Source organism: Pseudomonas sp. PKS (assembly GCF_051913525.1).
GTDB lineage: Bacteria > Pseudomonadota > Gammaproteobacteria > Pseudomonadales > Pseudomonadaceae > Aquipseudomonas > Aquipseudomonas guariconensis_D.
Genome location: NZ_JBEGDO010000012.1, coordinates 113,047 through 132,916 on the forward strand (window position 1 = coordinate 113,047; position 19,870 = coordinate 132,916).

Annotated in this window: 16 protein-coding genes and 2 pseudogenes; 5 read left to right on the forward strand and 13 right to left on the reverse strand. The window is 63.6% G+C overall.

Annotated elements, in window-relative coordinates; genetic code table 11:
- Positions 1-137 precede the first annotated feature (137 nt).
- Together ABOA88_RS14365 and ABOA88_RS14370 are read left to right on the forward strand one after the other, a co-directional pair.
- On the forward strand, positions 138-1,025 hold the full coding sequence (locus tag ABOA88_RS14365) for an acyltransferase (RefSeq protein WP_196167880.1): 888 nt from the start codon (positions 138-140) through the stop codon (positions 1,023-1,025).
- 184 nt (positions 1,026-1,209) lie between these two features.
- Positions 1,210-2,571: an APC family permease gene (locus tag ABOA88_RS14370; RefSeq protein WP_196167881.1), complete on the forward strand. Its 1,362-nt coding sequence runs from the start codon at positions 1,210-1,212 to the stop codon at positions 2,569-2,571.
- Between the two features lie 227 nt (positions 2,572-2,798).
- Here the strand turns inward: ABOA88_RS14370 and ABOA88_RS14375 are convergent, their stop codons facing one another.
- The 8 genes from ABOA88_RS14375 to glyA all read right to left on the reverse strand — a co-directional run bounded on the left by ABOA88_RS14375 (position 2,799) and on the right by glyA (position 12,514).
- A complete protein-coding gene (locus tag ABOA88_RS14375) occupies positions 2,799-3,380 on the reverse strand; it encodes a DUF2780 domain-containing protein (protein ID WP_196167882.1) in 582 nt (193 codons plus the stop codon).
- Between the two features lie 153 nt (positions 3,381-3,533).
- Positions 3,534-4,733, reverse strand: coding sequence for a formaldehyde dehydrogenase, glutathione-independent (gene fdhA, locus ABOA88_RS14380; RefSeq protein ID WP_196143957.1), 1,200 nt, complete (start codon positions 4,731-4,733; stop codon positions 3,534-3,536).
- A 250-nt stretch (positions 4,734-4,983) separates the two neighbouring features.
- Positions 4,984-5,841: a formyltetrahydrofolate deformylase gene (purU, locus tag ABOA88_RS14385; protein ID WP_043211119.1), complete on the reverse strand. Its 858-nt coding sequence runs from the start codon at positions 5,839-5,841 to the stop codon at positions 4,984-4,986.
- A gap of 15 nt (positions 5,842-5,856) precedes the next feature.
- Positions 5,857-6,489: a sarcosine oxidase subunit gamma gene (locus tag ABOA88_RS14390; protein ID WP_196167883.1), complete on the reverse strand. Its 633-nt coding sequence runs from the start codon at positions 6,487-6,489 to the stop codon at positions 5,857-5,859.
- Positions 6,490-6,631: 142 nt separating this feature from the next.
- Positions 6,632-9,649 carry a sarcosine oxidase subunit alpha gene (locus ABOA88_RS14395; RefSeq protein ID WP_196167884.1) on the reverse strand — a complete coding sequence of 1,006 codons (3,018 nt, stop codon included), beginning with the start codon at positions 9,647-9,649 and terminating at the stop codon, positions 6,632-6,634.
- The gene (locus ABOA88_RS14400) at positions 9,646-9,978 is read right to left on the reverse strand and encodes a sarcosine oxidase subunit delta (protein WP_043211106.1); all 333 of its coding nucleotides are present in this window, start codon (positions 9,976-9,978) and stop codon (positions 9,646-9,648) included. Before ABOA88_RS14400 ends, ABOA88_RS14395 begins: the two co-directional genes overlap by 4 nt.
- A gap of 16 nt (positions 9,979-9,994) precedes the next feature.
- A complete protein-coding gene (locus ABOA88_RS14405) occupies positions 9,995-11,245 on the reverse strand; it encodes a sarcosine oxidase subunit beta family protein (RefSeq protein ID WP_043211104.1) in 1,251 nt (416 codons plus the stop codon).
- 15 nt (positions 11,246-11,260) lie between these two features.
- On the reverse strand, positions 11,261-12,514 hold the full coding sequence (gene glyA, locus ABOA88_RS14410) for a serine hydroxymethyltransferase (protein WP_043211101.1): 1,254 nt from the start codon (positions 12,512-12,514) through the stop codon (positions 11,261-11,263).
- 324 nt (positions 12,515-12,838) lie between these two features.
- Here glyA and ABOA88_RS14415 point away from each other — a divergent pair, with 324 nt between their 5' ends.
- Positions 12,839-13,879, forward strand: a complete 1,041-nt coding sequence (locus ABOA88_RS14415; RefSeq protein WP_367850642.1) for a threonine aldolase family protein — start codon at positions 12,839-12,841, stop codon at positions 13,877-13,879.
- Between the two features lie 66 nt (positions 13,880-13,945).
- Here the strand turns inward: ABOA88_RS14415 and ABOA88_RS14420 are convergent, their stop codons facing one another.
- The 4 genes and pseudogenes from ABOA88_RS14420 to ABOA88_RS14435 form a co-directional block, all read right to left on the reverse strand.
- Positions 13,946-14,683 (reverse strand): methyl-accepting chemotaxis protein, encoded by a 738-nt coding sequence (locus ABOA88_RS14420; protein WP_371906664.1) that lies wholly within the window; start codon positions 14,681-14,683, stop codon positions 13,946-13,948.
- Between the two features lie 126 nt (positions 14,684-14,809).
- A pseudogene (locus tag ABOA88_RS14425) lies at positions 14,810-15,883 on the reverse strand (HAMP domain-containing protein); the annotation flags it as partial.
- 283 nt (positions 15,884-16,166) lie between these two features.
- Positions 16,167-16,469 carry a cell division protein ZapA gene (locus ABOA88_RS14430; protein ID WP_043211094.1) on the reverse strand — a complete coding sequence of 101 codons (303 nt, stop codon included), beginning with the start codon at positions 16,467-16,469 and terminating at the stop codon, positions 16,167-16,169.
- Positions 16,466-16,696: a hypothetical protein gene (locus ABOA88_RS14435; RefSeq protein WP_070090739.1), complete on the reverse strand. Its 231-nt coding sequence runs from the start codon at positions 16,694-16,696 to the stop codon at positions 16,466-16,468. The genes ABOA88_RS14430 and ABOA88_RS14435 overlap by 4 nt, the downstream gene beginning before the upstream one ends.
- Before the next feature lie 282 nt (positions 16,697-16,978).
- Between ABOA88_RS14435 and ABOA88_RS14440 the strand changes: the two are divergent.
- Both ABOA88_RS14440 and ABOA88_RS14445 read left to right on the forward strand, forming a co-directional pair.
- Positions 16,979-17,734: pseudogene (locus ABOA88_RS14440) on the forward strand (MCP four helix bundle domain-containing protein); the annotation flags it as partial.
- Entirely contained in the window at positions 17,726-18,589 is an 864-nt protein-coding gene (locus ABOA88_RS14445) for a methyl-accepting chemotaxis protein (protein WP_418789768.1), read from the forward strand. The pseudogene ABOA88_RS14440 and the gene ABOA88_RS14445, both read left to right, overlap by 9 nt.
- Positions 18,590-18,694: 105 nt before the next feature.
- On the opposite strand, the gene gbcB is transcribed toward ABOA88_RS14445, so the two are convergent.
- A complete protein-coding gene (gene gbcB / locus ABOA88_RS14450) occupies positions 18,695-19,798 on the reverse strand; it encodes a glycine-betaine demethylase subunit GbcB (protein WP_196168088.1) in 1,104 nt (367 codons plus the stop codon).
- Positions 19,799-19,870 lie beyond the last annotated feature (72 nt).

Sequence of the window (19,870 nt, forward strand, 5' to 3'; positions counted from 1 at the left end):
ACGATAGGTTCGTTGTCACAGCTTATCCAACACAATGTGAAACATTTGTCCCAATAATTGGCCAATGCGCATTTGGCGAAGGCCAATGCCCCACTTATCATTGCCAACCGTTTTTATCCCACAACAAGAGTCTCTTTATGCGTCGCCTGCTCACCGGCATCCTCACCACTGTCCTGCTGCTGCTCAACACCCTGGTGTTGATCTGCCCGCTGATGGTGTTCGCCCTGCTCAAACTGGTGCTGCCGGGGCGTGGCCGCGACTATGCCTCCTGGGCGGTGATGTGGATCGCCGAGACCTGGTCGGAAATCGACAAAGCGATCTTCGCCCTGTGCATCCCGACCCGTTGGGACATCCGCGGCATCGAGAAGCTGCGCCAGGACACCTCCTACCTGTGCGTGAGCAACCACCAGAGCTGGGTGGACATCCCGGCCCTGATCGAGAGCCTCAACCGCCGGGTGCCGTTCTTCAAGTTCTTCCTCAAGAAGGAACTGATCTGGGTTCCGCTGCTGGGCCTGGCCTGGTGGGCGCTGGACTACCCCTTCATGAAGCGCTACAGCAAGGCCTTCCTGGACAAGCACCCGGAGCTCAAGGGCAAGGACCTGGAGATCACCAAGGCGGCCTGCGAGCTGTTCAAGCGCCAACCGGTGACCGTGGTCAACTACCTCGAAGGCACGCGCTTCAGCGAGGCCAAGCGCCAGGCCCAGCAATCGCCCTACCAGCACCTGCTCAAGCCCAAGGCAGGTGGCGTGGCGTTCGTGCTGGCCGCGCTGGGCGAGCAGCTCGACGCCCTGCTGGACGTCACCATCGTCTACCCCGGCAACAAGGCGCCGGGGTTCTGGGATCTGCTCAGCGGCAACATCAGCCGGGTGATCATCGACATCCGCGTGCGTGAACTGGACCCGGCGCTGTGCGCTGGCGATTACGAGAACGATCCGGCATTCCGCCAGACCGTGCAGGCTTGGGTGAACCAGCTGTGGGTCGAAAAGGACCAGCGCATCGAGCAGTTGCGTGCCGAAATGCGCTAAGAGCTGCGTCGCCTGGGCGGGCCCTGCCGCAGCGCAAGCCCGCGCCGACAGTGGGCTGCACCCAATAGGATGCCGATTAAAATCCAGATTTATAATCGACATTAGCAACTCTTTGTTTGTCTTCACCTATCCAGGTGGATAAAAATCGATCAACGCACAACTACAAAAATGCTTGGATCGATCGATGGCCAAACAACCTCGCACCGCTGCCGAGGCAGCTCCCGCCCAACTTCGCCGCGTCCTCGGGCTGCCCGCCCTGGTGTTCTTCGGCCTGGTGTACATGGTCCCGCTGACCATCTTCACCACCTACGGAATCGTCACCGAAATCACCGGGGGCCGCACCGCTGGCGCCTACCTGGTGACCCTGCTGGCGATGCTGTTCACCGCCACGTCCTACAGTTTCATGGTCAAGCGCTTCCCGGTGGCAGGCTCGGCCTACTCCTACACCAACCTGGCGTTCGGTCCCAACGTGGGTTTCCTGGCCGGCTGGTCGCTGCTGCTCGACTACCTGTTCATCCCGATGATCAATTACCTGCTCATCGGTCTTTTCCTGAACATCGCCTTCCCGGCCATTCCGGCCTGGACCATCGTCTTGGCCTCGATTGCCCTGGTGACCGTGCTCAACGTGGTCGGTATCCATTCGGTGGCCAAGGCCAGCAACCTGATCGTCGGCGCGCAGATCGTCTTCATCGGGGTGTTCGTGGCCTTGTCCTACCAGTCGCTGGCAGGCCAGCCGGTGGACTTGCTCTCGCCGCTGCTGGGCGATGGCAGCCAGCCAGGCTTCGGTCACCTGATGGCCGGTGCGGCGGTGCTGTGCCTGTCGTTCCTGGGCTTCGACGCGGTCTCGACGCTGGCCGAGGAAACCCGTGATGCCCGCCGCGACGTGCCCCGCGCGATCATCCTCACCACCCTTGGCGCAGGCCTGCTGTTCACCCTGCTGGCCTACATCAGCCAACTGGTGCTGCCAGGCAGCACGTTCGCCAATGCCGATGCCGCGGCCAACGAAGTGATGTTCAAGGCCGGCGGCCAGTTCCTGGCCAACTTCTTCACCGCCGCCTTCGTCGCCGGCAGCCTGGGCTCGGCCCTGGCGTCCCAGGCGGCAGTGTCGCGTATTCTCTACACCATGGGCCGCGACAAGGTGCTGCCACAGCGCACCTTCGGCCAGCTGTCGCCGCGCTTCGGCACCCCGGTGTTCGCCATCGTGCTGGTGTCGGCGTTCTCGCTGCTGGCCCTGGTGATCGACCTGGCCACGTTGGCATCGCTGATCAGCTTCGGCGCCCTGGTGGCGTTCTCGGCCGTCAACCTGGCGGTGGTGCGCACCCACCTGATCAACGAGCGCACCCACCGCAACCTCAAGGGCCTGGTGTGCTATGGCGTGGTGCCGCTGGTGGGCCTGGGCCTGACCCTGTGGCTGTGGACCAGCTTGTCGGCGCTGACCCTGGTGATCGGCCTGTGCTGGTTCGCCCTGGGCCTGGCTTACCTGGCGGTGCTCACCTCCGGCTTCCGCCGCCCGATGCGCCTGGTGGACTTCTCCGAAGCGGCCTGACGCGCCACTGCCCTTTTGGGGGAGCGGATCTTACTGACGAAAAGGTGGTGACTCGGCCATCGCATTCGCGGGTAAACCCGCTCCCACAGAGCTGGCGGTGATCCTGCTGAGTGTGGATGACGGGGTCCACTAGGGCTGGCGGTGACCTTGTGAAAACAGGTTTACCCGCGAAGGGAACGCCTCGGTAGAGGGCACGGGCTCAGCCCGTGCCCTCCCATGAAGAAACCTTAAACTGACGGCACGGCCGCTGGCGCCGCCGGGGTCATCCACAGGCTTCCCAGGTTCTGCAGCAGCGACCCGGCAAGGCCCTGCTGGCCCAGGTACTGAAGGATCAGCGGGGCAAACTGGCCGATCATGCCTGTATCCATGCCCAGCAGCCTGAAGGCGTTATCCAGGTCACTGCGATTCTCGACGTTGCCCAATGCATTGCTCAAAGGCGACGGGCTCTCGCTGCTCTTGCCGAGCAACTCACCCAGACCGCTCAGCCCACCCAAGGCGTTAGCGCCGGAGAGCAGGTCCAGACCGGGCACAGCCTGGGTCAGCTGGCCATAGTCGGCCTCGCTCAGGTTGTTGCGCGCCAGCCCCAGCATCGCACCGGCGCCGCCGATGGCCTGCTCAGGGGTGATCTTCAGCTGGCTGCCCAAGGTATTGAGCAGATTGGCCTGGCCCGCTGGAGCCTGTACCTGCCCCTGCTGAGTTGAATTCTGGTTCTGCATCGCCGACACGGCATTGGCCGCATCGCTCAAATTGAAGGCGAACACCGGGCTTGCGGCCAGGGTCATCAGGGTTGCCAGGGTGAATGCTTTCATCGGGAGGGACCTCGTCGGCCGGGATGGCCGGGGAAACGAGGCATTGGACTGGAGCTGCAGGGGTTTGTTCCAGGCCGGTTATCGGCCTGCCGAGGCCTTGTGACTGAAGCCGCTTAAAGCACAACGCCCCCGCAGGGGCGTTGAGTCTGAAGGTTAAGCCGCGCCCCACATCTTGTGCGGGTCGATCACGAACTTCTTCGGTACGCCTGCATCGAACTCGCCGTAGCCTTGCGGCGCTTGGTCCAGGTTGATCACCTGCACGCCAACCACTTCGGCAATGTTGATACGGTCCCACATGATCGCCTGCATCAGCTGGCGGTTGTACTTCATGGTCGGGGTCTGGCCAGTGTGGAAACTGTGCGATTTCGCCCAGCCCAGGCCGAAGCGGATGCTCAGTGCACCGATCTTGGCGGCGGCATCGACCGCGCCCGGGTCTTCGGTCACGTACAGGCCTGGAATACCGATGTTGCCGGCAACGCGGGTCACCTGCATCAGGGAGTTCAAGACGGTAGCCGGCGCCTCATGCTTGGCACCTTCGTGGCCATGACCACGGGCTTCGAAGCCGACGGCGTCGATGGCGCAGTCCACTTCCGGTTCGCCGAGGATATCGACGATCTGCTCGTGCAACGGGGTGTCCTTGGACAGGTCGACCACTTCGAAGCCCTGGGCCTTGGCGTGGGCCAGGCGAGCCGGGTTCAGGTCACCGACGATGACGCAGGCCGCGCCCAGCAGGCGCGCCGAGGCAGCGGCAGCCAGGCCGACCGGACCAGCACCGGCAACATAGACGGTGCTGCCTGGGCCTACACCGGCAGTCACGGCACCGTGGTAACCAGTCGGCAGGATGTCGGACAGGCAGGTCAGGTCACGGATCTTCTCCATGGCCTTGTCGCGCTCCGGCAGTTTCAGCAGGTTGAAATCAGCGTATGGCACCAGGACGTATTCGGCCTGGCCGCCGGTCCAGTCGCCCATATCGACGTAGCCGTAGGCACCGCCGGCGCGAGCCGGGTTGACGGTGAGGCAGACACCGGTGTGCATTTCTTTGCAGGAGCGGCAGCGACCGCAGGCGACGTTGAACGGTACCGACACCAGGTCGCCGATCTGCATGCGTTCGACATCGCGGCCCTTCTCGACGATTTCACCCGTGATTTCGTGGCCAAGGACCAGGCCGACCTGGGCGGTGGTACGGCCACGGACCATGTGCTGGTCGGAGCCGCAGATGTTGGTGGAGACCACCTTCAGGATCACGCCGTGCTCGATTTTCTTGCCGCGTGGGTCCTGCATTTTGGGGTAGTCAATCTTCTGCACCTCGACCTTACCGGCACCGAGATACACCACTCCACGATTACCAGACATGCTCTTACCTCGCTTGATTTGTATTTATGCAGCGGTGGAAAGCGCCGCCTTCCGTGGGCGGCATGTGTTACTGGAATGCAGGGAATTGTGGGCCTGATACAACTTGTCGCAGTGACTGGAAGCGACAGAGGATTGCCTGTTAACGGCAGGTGAAAAGGGGTGAATCCATTCGCGGGTAAGCCCGCTCCCACACAAGGCTACGCAGAACCTGTGGGAGCGGGCTTACCCGCGAACAAGACAACAAGGACTGTCAGAGCACCACGGTGCGATTGGCGTTGAGGAACACCCGGCGCTCGATGTGGTAACCCACCGCCCGCGCCAGGGTCAGGCACTCGATGTCGCGCCCCTTGGCGATCAGGTCCTCAGGGTAGTGACTGTGGTCCACCACCTCCACGCCCTGGGCGATGATCGGGCCTTCGTCCAGGTCGTTGTTGATATAGTGCGCCGTAGCGCCGACCATCTTCACGCCCTTGTTGTAGGCCTGGTGATAAGGCTTGGCGCCCTTGAACCCTGGCAGCAACGAGTGGTGGATGTTGATCGCCCAACCATCCAGGCGCCGGCACAGCTCGGGCGACAGCACCTGCATGTAGCGGGCGAGAATCACCAGCTCCGCGCCGGTCTCTTCGATCACCTGGAGCACCTTGCGCTCCTGGGCAGGTTTGTCCTTGGGGTCCAGGGCAAAGTGGTAGTAAGGAATCTTGTGCCACTGCGCCAGGGGCTCGAGGTCGGGGTGGTTGGACACCACCGCCACCACGTCCATGGCCAGTTGGCCGATGCGCTGGCGATACAGCAGGTCGTTCAGGCAGTGGTCGGCCTTGGAGACCATGATCACCACCTTGGGGCGGTGATTGGGCGCGGTCAGCTCGAAGGTCATGCCGAAGGCGTCACTGCGCTCGGCAAGGCCGGCCCGGAAGCCCGCCTCGTCGAAGTCGTCCGGCTGGCGGAACTCCACACGAATGAAGAACCGCCCCGAGAGCCGGTCGTCGAAGGAGTGGTGCTCCGTGACGTAGCAGCGCTGCTCGTAGAGGTAACGCGTCACTACGTCGACGGTGCCGAGCATGCTCGGGCAGTCGGCGGTGAGAATCCAGGTGTCCGGTGCCCGACTCATGCGTGTTCTCCTTTTTTATGCCTCGATGGCCAGGCCGTACTCGGCCGAAGCGTCCTGCAGCCACAGCCACCAGTAATCGGAGAAGCTGCGGCGGATCACCAATTCCCAGGTGTCTTCGGCGGTGCGGCGGATCACCAGTTGCGACTTGGCGAACACGGTGCCGACGGCCTTGCCGACCGGGAAATTGTTCGGGTGTACATCATAGCTGGTGGATTTCATCAGCACGTCGCGCACGTTGGGGCCGCGCAGCTCAAGCAGCGTCTGCCCGCCGCTGACGTTGACCACCTGGATGTGCTGGCCGTCGAGGGCCTCGCGCAGCTTCTGCTCGATGGCGAACTCCTGGCCGCCCGGGACGATCAGCAGCCATTCATCCGGGCCGACCCACTGCAGCGACATCTCTTCGTTGGCAACGACGGTCAGGGCGACCGGCAGCTCCAGGCCGAGGGCCTTCTTCACGCCTGCGGCGAAGGCGGCGTCGTGGCCATCGCCACGGATTGTCAGGTGGCCGAGGAACTTGTGCTCGCGCAGGGTCACGCCTGCGTTCTTGCGGCCCTTGCCGACCAGGCTGGCCAGGTCAGCGTGGTGCAGTGGCGACTCGGCCCGGGCGTTGGAGCCCGGATTTTGCTGGAAGACGTTGATTACGCTCATTTCTTACCTGCCTTGAATTCTGTTGTGCCGAACGGCGCCGAACCTGTGGAAGCGGGCTTGCCCGCGAATGGGCCGGTGAGGCCAACATCGCATTCGCGGGTAAACCCGCTCCCACAAGATCCAGCACTGCCTTCCGGGGGCCTTAGACGTTCTGCCGCTCACCCTTCGGATCGAAGAACACCGAAGACACGATCTCTGCCTCGATCACGCTGCCGTCAGCCTGCGGCGAGTAGACACGCTCGCCCATGCGCTTGAGGCCGCCTTTGACCACACCCATGGCGAACGAATAGCCCAGGGAGTTGGAGGCATAGCTGGAGGTGACGTGACCGACCATGTCCATCGGGATCGGCTGGTTCGGGTCGAACACCAGCTGGGCACCTTCGGGCAGCCACTTGGTCGGGTCGACAGGCTTGAGGCCCACCAGTTGCTTGCGGTCTTCGCGCAGGCAGTCCGAACGGGTCATGCCGCGTGCGCCGATCCAGGAGAACGGCTTGTTGCGACCGACACACCAGCCCATGTTCAGGTCATCCGGGTTCATCGAGCCGTCGGTGTCCTGACCGACGATGATGAAACCCTTCTCGGCGCGCAGCACGTGCATGGTCTCGGTGCCGTACGGGGTCAGGTTGTACTTCTTGCCCGCCTCGACGATCTGCTCCAGCACGCCCATGGCGTAGTTGGCCTGGACGTTGATCTCGTACGACAGCTCACCGGTGAACGAGATACGGAACACCCGGGCCGGCACGCCACCGACCAGGCCTTCCTTCCAGCTCATGAACGGGAAGGCTTCTTTGTCCAGGTCGATGTCGGTGAGTTCGGCCAGCAGCTTGCGGCTGTTGGGGCCCGACAGGGTCATGGTGGCCCAGTGGTCGGTCACGGAGGTGAAGTACACCTTCAGGTCCGGCCATTCGGTCTGGTGGTACAGCTCCAGCCACTGCAGCACGCGGGCAGCGCCGCCGGTGGTGGTGGTCATGATGAAGTGGTTGTCGCCGACGCAGGCGGTCACGCCGTCGTCGAAGACCATGCCGTCTTCTTTGCACATCAGGCCGTAACGGGCCTTGCCCACATCGAGCTTGGTCCAGGCGTTGGTGTACACGCGGTTGAGGAACTCACGCGCATCCGGGCCCTGGATGTCGATCTTGCCCAGGGTCGAGGCGTCGAGCAGGCCCACGCTGTCACGTACGGCCTTGCACTCACGCTCCACGGCGGCATGGATGTCTTCGCCGGCTTTAGGGAAGTACCACGGACGCTTCCACTGGCCAACGTCTTCGAACTCGGCGCCGTTCTTCAAGTGCCAGGCATGCAACGCGGTGAAGCGTACCGGTTCGAACAGGTGGCCACAGTGACGGCCCGCTACCGCGCCGAAGGTCACCGGCGTGTAGTTGGGGCGGAACATGGTGGTACCCATCTGCGGGATGGTGATACCCATCGAGCGCGCAGCGATGGCCAGGCCGTTGATGTTGCCCAGTTTGCCCTGGTCAGTACCGAAGCCCAGCGCGGTGTAGCGTTTCACGTGCTCGACCGATTCGAAGCCTTCGCGGGTGGCCAGTTCGATGGCGGCCGCGGTGACGTCGTTCTGCTGGTCGACGAACTGCTTCGGCGCACGGGCAGTGCCTTTGTCGTGCGGCACCTGGAACAGCGCCACGGTGGCCTCTTCCTTGCGGGCAACGACTTTCGGCAGGGTGCCGACGGTCGCCTTGAAGCCTGCTTCGGTGGCTGCCTGAACACCGCCTTCGAAACCATCGGCAATCGCGTCGCCGAGCGGATAGACGCCGTTCACGCCACCCACGCAGACACGTTTCTGAGGCGCATCGCCCGGTACGAAGCCAAGGATGTCGTCACGCCAGATTGGACGACCGCCCAGGTGCGAGGCCAGGTGAACCACCGGGCTGTAGCCACCGGAGCTGCCGATCAGGTCACACTCGAGCCATTCACCTGGGCTGGTGACCTTGTGTGCCACGGCATCGATCGCGGCGACGCGGGCGCCGGTCACATGCTTGGTGCCCTTGGCCTCGATCACGGCACTGGAGGTCAGGATGCGGATGCCCTTGGCGCGCGCTTCCTCGACCAGCGAGCCGCGCGGGTTGTGGCGCGCGTCGGCGATGGCGACCACCTGCAGGCCGGCGTCGTGCCAGTCCAGGGCAGTGCGATAGGCGTGATCGTTGTTGGTCGACAGCACCAGCTTGCGGCCCGGAGCCACGCCGTAACGGCGCACGTACACCGAGATGGCGCCGGCGAGCATGTTACCTGGCACGTCGTTGTTGCCGTACACCAGCGGACGCTCGTGGGTACCGGTGGCCAGTACCACACGCTTGGCACGCACGCGGTGGACGCGATGGCGGACCTGGCCGATCGGGGCGCGGTCACCGAGGTGGTCGGTCATGCGCTCGTGGATGGTCAGGAAGTTGTGGTCGTGGTAGCCGTTGACCGTGGCGCGTGGCAGCAGGGTCACTTCCGGCAGCGATTGCAGCTCGGCGACGACGGCGGCAACCCAGTCGGCGGCAGGCTTGCCGTCGAGGGTTTCGCGGGTGTCGAGCAGGCTACCGCCAAACTCTTCCTGTTCATCGGCGACGATCACGCGGGCGCCGCTGCGACCGGCGGCCAGGGCCGCGGCCAGGCCAGCAGGGCCGGCACCGACGATCAGCACGTCGCAGTGCTGGTTCATGTAGTCGTAGCTGTCCGGGTCGTTCTGCAGCGGAGCACGGCCCAGGCCCGCCGCTTTACGGATGTACTTCTCGTAAGTCATCCAGAACGACTTGGGATACATGAAGGTCTTGTAGTAGAAACCGGGCGGCATCATGCTGCCGCCGACCTTGCCGAGGATGCCCATGACGTCGTTGTTGACGTTCGGCCAGCCGTTGGTGCTGGTGGCAACCAGGCCCGAGTACAGGGCTTGCTGGGTGGCGCGCACGTTCGGCACCTGGGTGGCTTCGCTCGAGCCCAGCTGCAGGATGGCGTTCGGCTCTTCCGGGCCTGCGGCGATGATGCCGCGAGGACGCGAGTACTTGAAGCTGCGACCGACGATGTCGACGCCGTTGGCCAGCAGCGCAGCGGCCAGGCTGTCACCGGCATAGCCCTGGTAGGTTTTGCCGTTGAAGGTGAAGTTCAGGACCTTGCTGCGATCGATGCGACCGCCGCTGGCGAGGCGATAGACCTGGCTCATACTTTTTCTCCCTGGCCTTTGACGGCCGACTGCGCGGGGTTCAACTTGTTCGCGGTGACCTGCGGCTTCTCGCCGATCTTGTAGGTTTCCAGGATCTCGTAGGTCTCGGTGTTACGCGTGACGTTGAAGTACTGGCGGCAGCCGGCGACGTGGTCCCACAGTTCATGGTGAATACCGCGCAGGTTGTCGCGGAAGAACATGTAGGTACCCCATTCCTCGTCGGTGCAGGCGCTAGGGTCCAGCGGGCGGGCGATGTGCGCCTGGCCGGAGGAGTGGAACTCTTCTTCGGAGCGCAGCTCGCCGCAGTGGGGACAGAAAATATGCAACATGACGAATTGTCTCCGATTAGTGGGCGACGGCCGCGGCGCCGTGTTCGTCGATCAGCGCGCCGGTGTAGAAGCGATCGATCGAGAACGGCTTGGCCAATGGGTGCATCTCGCCTTTGGCAAGGCTCGCGGCGAAGACGTTGCCCGAACCTGGGGTCGCCTTGAAGCCGCCGGTACCCCAGCCGCAGTTGAAGAACAGGTTTTTCACAGGGGTCTTGGAGATGATCGGGCACGCGTCCGGGCAGGTGTCGACGATGCCGCCCCACTGACGGTTCATGCGCACGCGCGAAAGGATCGGGAACATCTCGACGATCGCCTGCATGGTGTGCTCGATGATCGGGTACGAACCGCGCTGGCCGTAACCGACCCAGCCGTCGATACCGGCACCGATGACCAGGTCGCCTTTGTCGGACTGGCTGATGTAGCCGTGCACGGCGTTGGACATGATCACGCTGTCGATGATCGGCTTGATCGGCTCCGATACCAGCGCCTGCAGCGGGTGCGATTCCAGCGGCAGACGGAAGCCGGCCAGCTTGGCCATGTGACCGGAGTTACCGGCGGTGACCACGCCGACGCGCTTGGCGCCAATGAAGCCCTTGTTGGTTTCCACGCCGATGACCGCGCCGTTTTCCTTGCGGAAGCCGATCACTTCGGTCTGCTGGATGAGATCGACGCCCAGGGCGTCGGCGGCACGGGCGTAGCCCCAGGCCACGGCATCGTGACGGGCCACGCCGCCACGGCGCTGGACGGTCGCGCCGAGGATCGGGTAACGGGTGTTCTTCGAGCAGTCCAGGTACGGGATTTCGGCGGCGACCTGCTCGGTGTTGAGCAGCTCACCGTCCACGCCGTTGAGGCGGTTGGCGTTGACCCGACGCTCGGAGTCGCGGATGTCCTGCAGGGTGTGGCACAGGTTGTACACACCACGCTGGGAAAACATCACGTTGTAGTTGATGTCCTGGGACAGGCCTTCCCACAGCTTCATGGCGTGTTCGTACAGCTTGGCCGACTCGTCCCACAGGTAGTTCGAACGCACGATGGTGGTGTTACGGGCGGTGTTGCCGCCGCCCAGGTAACCCTTCTCGATCACCGCGACGTTGGTGATGCCGTGCTCCTTGGCCAGGTAGTAGGCCGTGGCCAGGCCATGGCCGCCACCGCCGACGATGACCACGTCGTACACCTTCTTCGGCGTCGGCGTGCGCCACATGCGCTGCCAGTTCTCGTGGTGGCTGAGGGAGTGTTTGAAAAGGCCGAAGCCCGAATAGCGTTGCATGGTTGGTTACTCCACTCAGCGGTAGACCGGGAAATCCGCGCACAGGGCGGCGACGTTCTTGGCAACGTCGGCTTCGACGTCGGCATCACCCAGGTTGTCCAGCACATCGCAGATCCAGCCAGCCAGGGCCACGCACTGGGCTTCCTTGAAGCCACGGGTGGTGACGGCCGGAGTACCGATGCGCAGGCCCGAGGTAACGAACGGCGACTGCGGGTCGTTAGGTACGGCGTTCTTGTTGACGGTGATATGGGCGCGACCCAGGGCGGCGTCGGCGTCTTTGCCGGTCAGGCCCTGACGGATCAGGCTGACCAGGAACAGGTGGTTGTCGGTGCCGCCGGAAACCACGTCGTAGCCGCGGTCGATGAACACCTTGGCCATGGCCTGGGCGTTGGCGATGACCTGCTTCTGATAGGTCTTGAATTCAGGCTCCAGCGCTTCCTTGAAGCACACGGCCTTGGCGGCGATCACGTGCATCAGCGGGCCGCCCTGGGCGCCCGGGAAGACGGCAGCGTTGAGCTTCTTCTCGATCTCTTCGTTGGACTTGGCCAGGATCAGGCCGCCACGCGGACCGCGCAGGGTCTTGTGGGTGGTGGTGGTGACCACGTCGGCGAACGGAATCGGGTTCGGGTACAGGCCAGCGGCAACCAGGCCGGCAACGTGGGCCATGTCGACGAACAGCAGTGCACCCACTTTGTCGGCGATGGCGCGGAAACGTGGGAAGTCCAGGGTCTTGGAGTAGGCGGAGAAACCGGCGACGATCATCTTCGGCTTGTGCTCGACCGCCAGGCGCTCGACTTCGTCGTAGTCGATCAGGCCGGTGGTGTTGTCGATGCCGTACTGGACCGCGTTGTACAGCTTGCCCGAGGACGACACCTTGGCGCCGTGGGTCAGGTGACCGCCATGGGCCAGGCTCATGCCCAGGATGGTGTCGCCGGGCTGCAGCAGGGCCAGATAGACGGCGCTGTTGGCGGAAGAGCCGGAGTGCGGCTGGACGTTGGCGTAATCGGCGCCGAACAGCTGCTTGGCGCGCTCGATGGCCAGCGCCTCGACCTTGTCGACGTATTCGCAGCCACCGTAGTAGCGCTTGCCTGGGTAGCCTTCGGCGTATTTGTTGGTCAGGCCGCTGCCCTGGGCCTGCATGACGCGCTTGCTGGTGTAGTTCTCCGAGGCGATCAGCTCGATGTGATCTTCCTGGCGCTGTTCTTCGGCATTCATCGCCGCCAGCAGTGCGTCGTCGTAACCCTGGATCTGGTCTTGCTTGCTGAACATCTTGTTTCTCCCGGCAGCGATCGTTTCTTGTCTTGAGGCACTGTGGCCCTTTGTGGCGATGGTATGACCGGCGAGGGCGACTCAGATGCCTGCGCACGCCTTGCAATGGCGCGTTTACGACATTCGCATCTGCCTGGTGCCTGTGCGGGCCCCTTCGCGGGTAAACCCGCTCCCACAGGGGCTGTGCAATCCCTGTGGGAGCGGGTTTACCCGCGAAGAAGCCAGCAAGATCAATACATGGAGTAGCTCGCACAGACCTTGTATAGGCAACCGCTGAATCGATGGTTTAGAGTGCGGATCTGCGTCGTAAAAAGGACAGGTGTCATGACTGATAACAGCCAACAATTCGCCAGCGACAACTATTCCGGCATCTGCCCCGAAGCCTGGGCCGCGATGGAAAAAGCCAACCGGGGCCACGAGCGTGCCTATGGCGACGATCAATGGACCGAACGCGCCGCCGAGTACTTCCGCGAGCTGTTCGAAACCGACTGCGAGGTGTTCTTCGCCTTCAACGGCACCGCCGCCAACTCCCTGGCCCTGGCCTCCCTGTGCCAGAGCTACCACAGCGTCATCTGCTCCGAGACCGCCCACGTCGAGACCGACGAGTGCGGTGCGCCGGAGTTCTTCTCCAACGGCTCCAAGCTGCTCACCGCACGCAGTGTAGACGGCAAGCTGACGCCCGAATCGATCCGCGAAGTCGCGCTCAAGCGCCAGGACATCCACTACCCCAAGCCACGCGTGGTAACCATCACCCAGGCCACCGAAGTGGGCACGGTGTACAACCCCGACGAGCTGCGGGCGATCAGCGCCACCTGCAAGGAGCTGGGGCTGAACCTGCACATGGACGGCGCCCGCTTTTCCAACGCCTGTGCGTCCCTGGGCTGCACTCCGGCGGAGCTGACCTGGAAGGCCGGGGTGGATGTGCTGTGCTTCGGCGGCACCAAGAACGGTATGGCCGTGGGCGAGGCGATCCTGTTCTTCAATCGCGCCCTGGCCGATGACTTCGATTACCGCTGCAAACAGGCGGGCCAGCTGGCGTCGAAGATGCGCTTTCTCTCCGCGCCCTGGGTCGGGCTGCTCGAAGACGGCGCCTGGCTGCGCTATGGCCGCCACGCCAACCACTGCGCGCAACTTCTGGCCTCGCTGGTGAGCGACCTGCCGGGCGTGGAGCTGATGTTCCCGGTGCAGGCCAATGGCGTGTTCCTGCAAATGCCGGAAGCCGCATTGGAAGCGCTGCGCGCCAAGGGTTGGCGCTTCTACACCTTCATCGGCAGCGGTGGGGCGCGGTTCATGTGCTCGTGGGATACGCAAGAAGCGCGAGTGCGTGAACTGGCGCAGGACATCCGCGCCATCGTCGGCGCCTGATGTCAGCGGGTAAATCGGAGCGGCGGTTAGGCGCCCCGATTTACCCGCGAATCGTCCAACACCGACCTAGAGCTTGAACCCGCCCATCTGCCGCGCCAGGTCATCGGCCAGGCCACGCAACGCCTGGCACTCATCCCGACAGGCCTGCACTTCGGCTGCCGTCTCCCGCGCCAGGTCGGAAATCCCCTGCACGGTCCGGTTGATCTCCTCGGTCACCGCCGACTGCTCTTCGGTCGCCGTGGCCACTTGGTGGTTCATGTCGCTGATATGCTCCACCTGATCGGTGATCGCCCCCAGCGAGGCACCGGTACGCTGGCTGGACTCCACCCCGCCCCCGGTTGCCTGCTGCCCGGCGTTCATCGACGCCACGGCGGTGCCGGCGCCTTGCTTGAGGCGCTGGATCATCTGCTGCACCTCGTCGGTGGACACTTGAGTACGCCGCGCCAGTGTGCGCACTTCATCGGCGACCACTGCAAAGCCGCGCCCCATTTCACCCGCTCGCGCCGCCTCGATGGCCGCATTGAGGGCCAACAGGTTGGTCTGTTCGGAAATACTGCGGATCACGGCCAAGACCTCGTCGATCGAGGCGACTTCGTCGGCCAGCTGGCTCACCGCCTCCGCCGCCCGGCTGATTTCCCCGGACATGCCTTCGATGCTGTGGATCGACCGGCGCACCACCTCGCGCGCCTGCAAGGCCTCGTCACGCGCCGACTGCGAGGCATGGGCGGCATTGCCGGCGTTCTGCGCGATGTCCTGCACGGTCAACCCCATTTCGTGCACAGCGGTAGCGACCATTTCGGTCATCTCCTGCTGGCGGCCGGAACGGTCGGCTGTGTTGTCCACCACGCGGGTCACCTGCTCCACCGACCGATGCAGGCGCTCGGTGGTGCGCAGCACCTCGCCGATCAGCACCCGCTGGCTGTCGAGGAACCGGTTGAACCCACGGGCCAGGTCGCCCAGCTCGTCCTCACGCGAATCGTCCAGCCGCTGGCTGAGGTCGCCAGCCCCACTGCCGATCTGGGTCAGCGCCATGGTCACCTGGCGGATCGGACGCACCAGCCCGCGCGCCAGCAGCACGACCAACAGCAACGACACCAGCGCCACCGCGCCGCCGATCAGGCTGGTCAGCCACACCGCCTCGTGCATCTGTGCGTAGATTTCGTCTTCCGGCACCTCGGCCACCAAGGTCCAGTTCAGGTCGCGAAGCGGTAGGCCCAGGGCAAGAAACGCCTCGCCGTCGCGGCTGAAATGCACCTTGCGCAGGCCTTCACCCTTGCCCAGCAGGTCTTGGGTCGCCCGCTCGCCGACTTGCTCGGCCAACTGGCGCTTGCCGCTGAATTCGTGATCCGGATGGACCTGGATCAGACCGTCGTTGCGCACCAGGAACACCCGCCCGCGCTCACCGAAACTGAAGTCATGGATCAGCTTCGACAATGCCGTCATGCGCAGGCCCATACCGGCCACGCCCACCAGCTGCCCGTCTTTTTCGACCCGGTAATCGATGAACAGCGCCAGCTCCCCGGTGGAGCCATCGATGTCGATGTTGATCAGGCGTTCGGCGCCGCTGTCGATGTAGCCGTAGAACCATTTGTCCTTCGGGTTATCGCGGCTGAGGGTGCGATCCAGGCCTTTCTCGTTGTAGTAGTGGCCGGTCGCCGTGGAGGCGAACAACGTGGTGAAGGCCTGGTTGCGCTGTTTGACCGCCTCCAGGTATTCGAGAAAACGGGGGGCTTGGGCGGGGTCTTCGCCGGCGGCGAGCCAGTCACGCAGCAGCGTGTTACCGGCGATGTCGGCCGCCGCCACCAGCGGCTTGCCGAGCATGCGTTCGATGTCGTTGCGGATCGCTTCGACGCTGGCCGGCAGTGCCGTGTCCACCAGATAACGTTCGGTCAGGCGGTTGACCGCCTCGGTATACACCCCCACGACCACCAGAATGCTCGCCAGCAGGGCCGCGCCCATGCTCGCAATCAACTGCCACTGGATACTCCGCCGCCAGATCCGCATGCCCCAACTCCCCAATCATTATTATTTGGGGTTATTGTATACACTTACGTATCCCGTTATTCCAGTGATCTAAAACAATGTCGATGAGCCGTCGCGCGTCGTTTCTGCCGCAAGATCCGATGCTAAAGCCACTGGCGCATGGGCGGATGAGCCCGCGCTCACAAGCGCCCGGCTCACCTAGATTCCGTGGGGATGATGCCAGACGCTGGGAGCGGGTTTACCCGCGAATGCGATGGGAAACTCACCGATGCATTCGCGGCAAACCCGAAGTCAGGCAATCGGATTACTGTTCGGCGATGGTCCGAACGATAGCGTCCACCGTGGCGTCGATCTGCGCCTGGGTCCGCTCGAGGGTCTGCTGGTGTTCCTTTTGCAACTCGACCTGCTTGGAACACAGATTCAGGGCTGCCAGCACCAGCAGCTTGTCACCGATCAGGGTGGGGTACTGACGCTTGGTTTCGGCCAAGGCGGTGTTGAGCATCCGCACGGCTTGCGCCAGGGTCTCTTCCTGGCCTTGGGGCGCCTTGATCGAATAGTCGTTGCCCAGGATGGACACGACATTGATCGGCTGCGCTTGCAGTCTCATGCGTTGACGACACCTGCGCTGGCGCGCTCTACCAGCGCCTGGATACGGGCCGCAGTGGCGCCGTGCTTCTCTTCCTGCTCCATCAGCGACAGCTGCAGGGTTTCATTCTCTTCCTTGGCCTGGGCCAGTTCCTGGCCGAGGGCGGTGTTCTGCTCGGTGAGTTGAGCGTTTTTCTGCATCAGGTCGTTGACCAGTTGCTCGAGTTGATTCAGGGAAGCTTCCAACATGGGGTCTATCTCGGGTTGTTGCAAAGGGCGCACACGATAAAGAAAAGCGCGCGTCCTCGCCATTAAATATCGGGACACAAAGGCTTTAGCCTGGGCAGATTGACAGGCCTGGGCCGGTCTTGTTCCGACCTGGGTCAACCACCTGTCCGGAAACTCGATAGCAGGCTCACAATTTCACTCAAGCGCGGCCCGCCTCTACCGATAACCCGAGCAGGTCACATTCTGTCGCATGGAGCGCGCATTTTCTTCCTTGCCCGGATTACACCCATGTCCCTACGCAATATGAACATTGCCCCGCGTGCGCTGTTAGGCTTTGCCCTGATCGGTGCGCTGATGCTCGGCCTTGGCATTTTCTCGCTGATCCAGATGGGCAACATTCGCCAAGCCGGCGTCGCCATCGAAGCGGTGAGCGTGCCCAGCATCAAGACCCTCGATGAACTGGCCTTGCTCAACCTGCGCATGCGCACCCTCGCCTACCGCCTGGTGCTCAACCGCGACCCTCAGTTCCAGCAGGACACCCAGCGCCAGATGGATGAGCGCAACGCGCAGATCGACAAGATACGCGACACCTACCGCACACTGGTGGAAGGCCCCCAGGAGCAAGCCGCCTTCGATCGCTACAATCAACTGCTTGGCCAGTACCGCCAGCTGGAAGCGCGCATGCGCAGCTTCAGCCAGGCCAATCGCGTGGAAGAGCTGCAGAATCTGATCAACCGCGAGCTGTTCGAGAATGCCGAGCAGATCAACCAGGCCATGGCGGACCTGGTGCGCATCAACACCGAGCAGACCCGCGCCACCAATGCGACAGCCGCCAGCCAATACGACTCCGCGTTCGCCCTGGTCATCGGCCTGCTGGTGACTGCCACCGTCCTGACCCTGCTCTGCGCCTTCCTGTTGACCCGCAGCATCGTCAAGCCGATCGATGAAGCGCTCAAGGCCGCCGAACAGGTCGCTGACGGTGACCTGACCCAGGTGATCCGCGCCGAGGGCAATGACGAAGCCGCCCGGCTGCTTCGCGCCATGGCGCGGATGCAGGACAAGCTGCGCGACACCCTGCAACTGATCGCAGGCTCGGCCACCCAGCTGGCCTCGGCCGCCGAGGAACTCAACTGCGTCACCGACGAAAGCGCCCGCGGCCTGCAGCAGCAGAACAACGAGATCGAACAGGCCGCCACCGCGGTCACCGAAATGACCAGCGCGGTGGAAGAAGTGGCACGCAATGCCGTGAGCACCTCCGAAGCCTCCAGCGAGGCCAGCCGATCAGCGGGCGATGGTCGCGACCTGGTGCTGGAGACGGTGGGCGCCATCGAGCGCATGAGCAGCGATGTGCAGGCCACCGCAACACTGGTCACCCGCCTGGCATCCCAGTCCCGGGATATCGGCAAGGTCCTGGATGTGATCCGTGGCCTGGCCGATCAGACCAACCTGCTGGCCCTCAATGCCGCAATCGAAGCGGCCCGCGCCGGGGAAGCCGGTCGTGGTTTTGCCGTGGTGGCTGACGAGGTGCGGGCCCTGGCCCATCGCACCCAGCAGTCCACGAGCGAGATCGAACGGATGATCGCCAGTATCCAGGGCGGGACGGAGGAAGCGGTGACGTCGATGCGCACCAGCACTGAACGTGCCGAGTCGACACTGAATATCGCCCGTGGCGCCGGCCTGGCACTGGACAGCATCGCCAGCGCGGTGGCGCAGATCAATGAGCGCAACCTGGTGATCGCCAGCGCCGCCGAAGAGCAGGCCCAGGTGGCCCGCGAGGTGGACCGCAACCTGGTGAACATCAATGACCTGTCGGTGCAGAGCGCGACCGGCGCGCATCAGACCAGCGTGGCCAGCGCCGACCTTTCCCGCCTGGCGGTGGACCTCAACGGCCTGGTGGCGCGTTTTCGCACTTGATGAATGCATTCGCGGCGGTTCGACGCCTCGATAAACCCGCTCCCACAGGTTCTGCATCAACCTGGTAGGAGCGGGTTTACCCGCGAAATGTAGTAGTGGGCCGGATCAGTAGTCGATCCGCACGTCACCTTGCGGGACACTGCAGCACGACAGGATGTAGCCTTCGGCTTCGTCTTCCTCGGTGATGCCACCGTTGTGGTCCATGACCACTTCGCCGCCGAGCTTGAGTACCTTGCAGGTCCCGCAGATGCCCATGCCACAGGCCTTGGGGATCATCAGCCCGACCTTGGCCGCAGCCGCATGCACCGTCTCGCCCGGGGCGATACGGATGCTCTTGTCGCTGCCGACGAACTCCACCAGGTGGAGGTCGGCCGCGTCGAGTTCCTCAGCCGCCTCGGCCGCCTGCTCGGCATGTTCCACGGCATCGGCCTTGGCCTCTGCCGGGGTCGCGCCAAACGACTCTTCGTGGTAGTTGCGCATGTCGAAGCCCACCGCCTCGAGCATGCGCTTGACCGCATTCATGTACGGCGTCGGGCCGCAGCAGAAGACCACCCGTTCCATGTAGTCGGGCGCGATCAGCTCCATCAGGCGCTGATTCAGGTAGCCACGGTAGCCCGACCAAGGCTCGCCGAGGCCGTGCTTCTCGCAAATGATGTGCAGGCTGAAATTGGGGATCCGCGAGGCCATCTGGTCCAGTTCGCGGTGGTAGATGATGTCCTTCGGCGAACGGGCGCTGTGGACGAAGACCATGTCGACATTGCCGTTGGTGTCGTAGAACCAACGGGCCATGGACATGACCGGGGTGATACCGACACCACCGGAGAGGTACAGCACCTTCGGCGCCGGGAAGTCGATGGCGTTGAACAGCCCCACCGGTCCGTGCACCGCCAGCTCGAAGCCTTCGTGCATGTTGTCGTGCAGCCAGTTGGACACCTGCCCGCCAGGCACGCGCTTGACGGTGATCGAGAAGCTGTAGGGCACCGATGGCGAGCTGGAAATGGTGTACGAGCGCATCACCTGCTTGCCGTCGATCTCAAGCTCCAGGGTGACGAACTGCCCAGGCTTGAAGAAGAACATGATCGGCTGGTCGGCCATGAAACAGAAGGTGCGCACGTCCCAGGTCTCCTGGATGACCTTGACGCAGCGCACCACATGGCGGCCGTTGGCCCAGGTCTGGGTCGTGACCGGATTGAGGAAGGTATCGGACATGTTCTTCTCCAGCGGCCGACTACCGGCCTTCATGGCTCCGATAATGCGCAAGCCGGCGACGAAGTACATTCC

Bases quoted from the DNA above. Each gene is read 5' to 3' on its own strand.
- ABOA88_RS14365 (WP_196167880.1), top strand. From the start codon at position 138: ATGCGTCGCCTGCTCACCGGCATCCTCACCACTGTCCTGCTGCTGCTC.
- ABOA88_RS14370 (WP_196167881.1), top strand. From the start codon at position 1,210: ATGGCCAAACAACCTCGCACCGCTGCCGAGGCAGCTCCCGCCCAACTT.
- ABOA88_RS14375 (WP_196167882.1), bottom strand. From the start codon at position 3,380: ATGAAAGCATTCACCCTGGCAACCCTGATGACCCTGGCCGCAAGCCCG.
- fdhA (WP_196143957.1), bottom strand. From the start codon at position 4,733: ATGTCTGGTAATCGTGGAGTGGTGTATCTCGGTGCCGGTAAGGTCGAG.
- purU (WP_043211119.1), bottom strand. From the start codon at position 5,841: ATGAGTCGGGCACCGGACACCTGGATTCTCACCGCCGACTGCCCGAGC.
- ABOA88_RS14390 (WP_196167883.1), bottom strand. From the start codon at position 6,489: ATGAGCGTAATCAACGTCTTCCAGCAAAATCCGGGCTCCAACGCCCGG.
- ABOA88_RS14395 (WP_196167884.1), bottom strand. From the start codon at position 9,649: ATGAGCCAGGTCTATCGCCTCGCCAGCGGCGGTCGCATCGATCGCAGC.
- ABOA88_RS14400 (WP_043211106.1), bottom strand. From the start codon at position 9,978: ATGTTGCATATTTTCTGTCCCCACTGCGGCGAGCTGCGCTCCGAAGAA.
- ABOA88_RS14405 (WP_043211104.1), bottom strand. From the start codon at position 11,245: ATGCAACGCTATTCGGGCTTCGGCCTTTTCAAACACTCCCTCAGCCAC.
- glyA (WP_043211101.1), bottom strand. From the start codon at position 12,514: ATGTTCAGCAAGCAAGACCAGATCCAGGGTTACGACGACGCACTGCTG.
- ABOA88_RS14415 (WP_367850642.1), top strand. From the start codon at position 12,839: ATGACTGATAACAGCCAACAATTCGCCAGCGACAACTATTCCGGCATC.
- ABOA88_RS14420 (WP_371906664.1), bottom strand. From the start codon at position 14,683: ATGACCGAAATGGTCGCTACCGCTGTGCACGAAATGGGGTTGACCGTG.
- ABOA88_RS14430 (WP_043211094.1), bottom strand. From the start codon at position 16,469: ATGAGACTGCAAGCGCAGCCGATCAATGTCGTGTCCATCCTGGGCAAC.
- ABOA88_RS14435 (WP_070090739.1), bottom strand. From the start codon at position 16,696: ATGTTGGAAGCTTCCCTGAATCAACTCGAGCAACTGGTCAACGACCTG.
- ABOA88_RS14445 (WP_418789768.1), top strand. From the start codon at position 17,726: ATGCAGGACAAGCTGCGCGACACCCTGCAACTGATCGCAGGCTCGGCC.
- gbcB (WP_196168088.1), bottom strand. From the start codon at position 19,798: ATGTCCGATACCTTCCTCAATCCGGTCACGACCCAGACCTGGGCCAAC.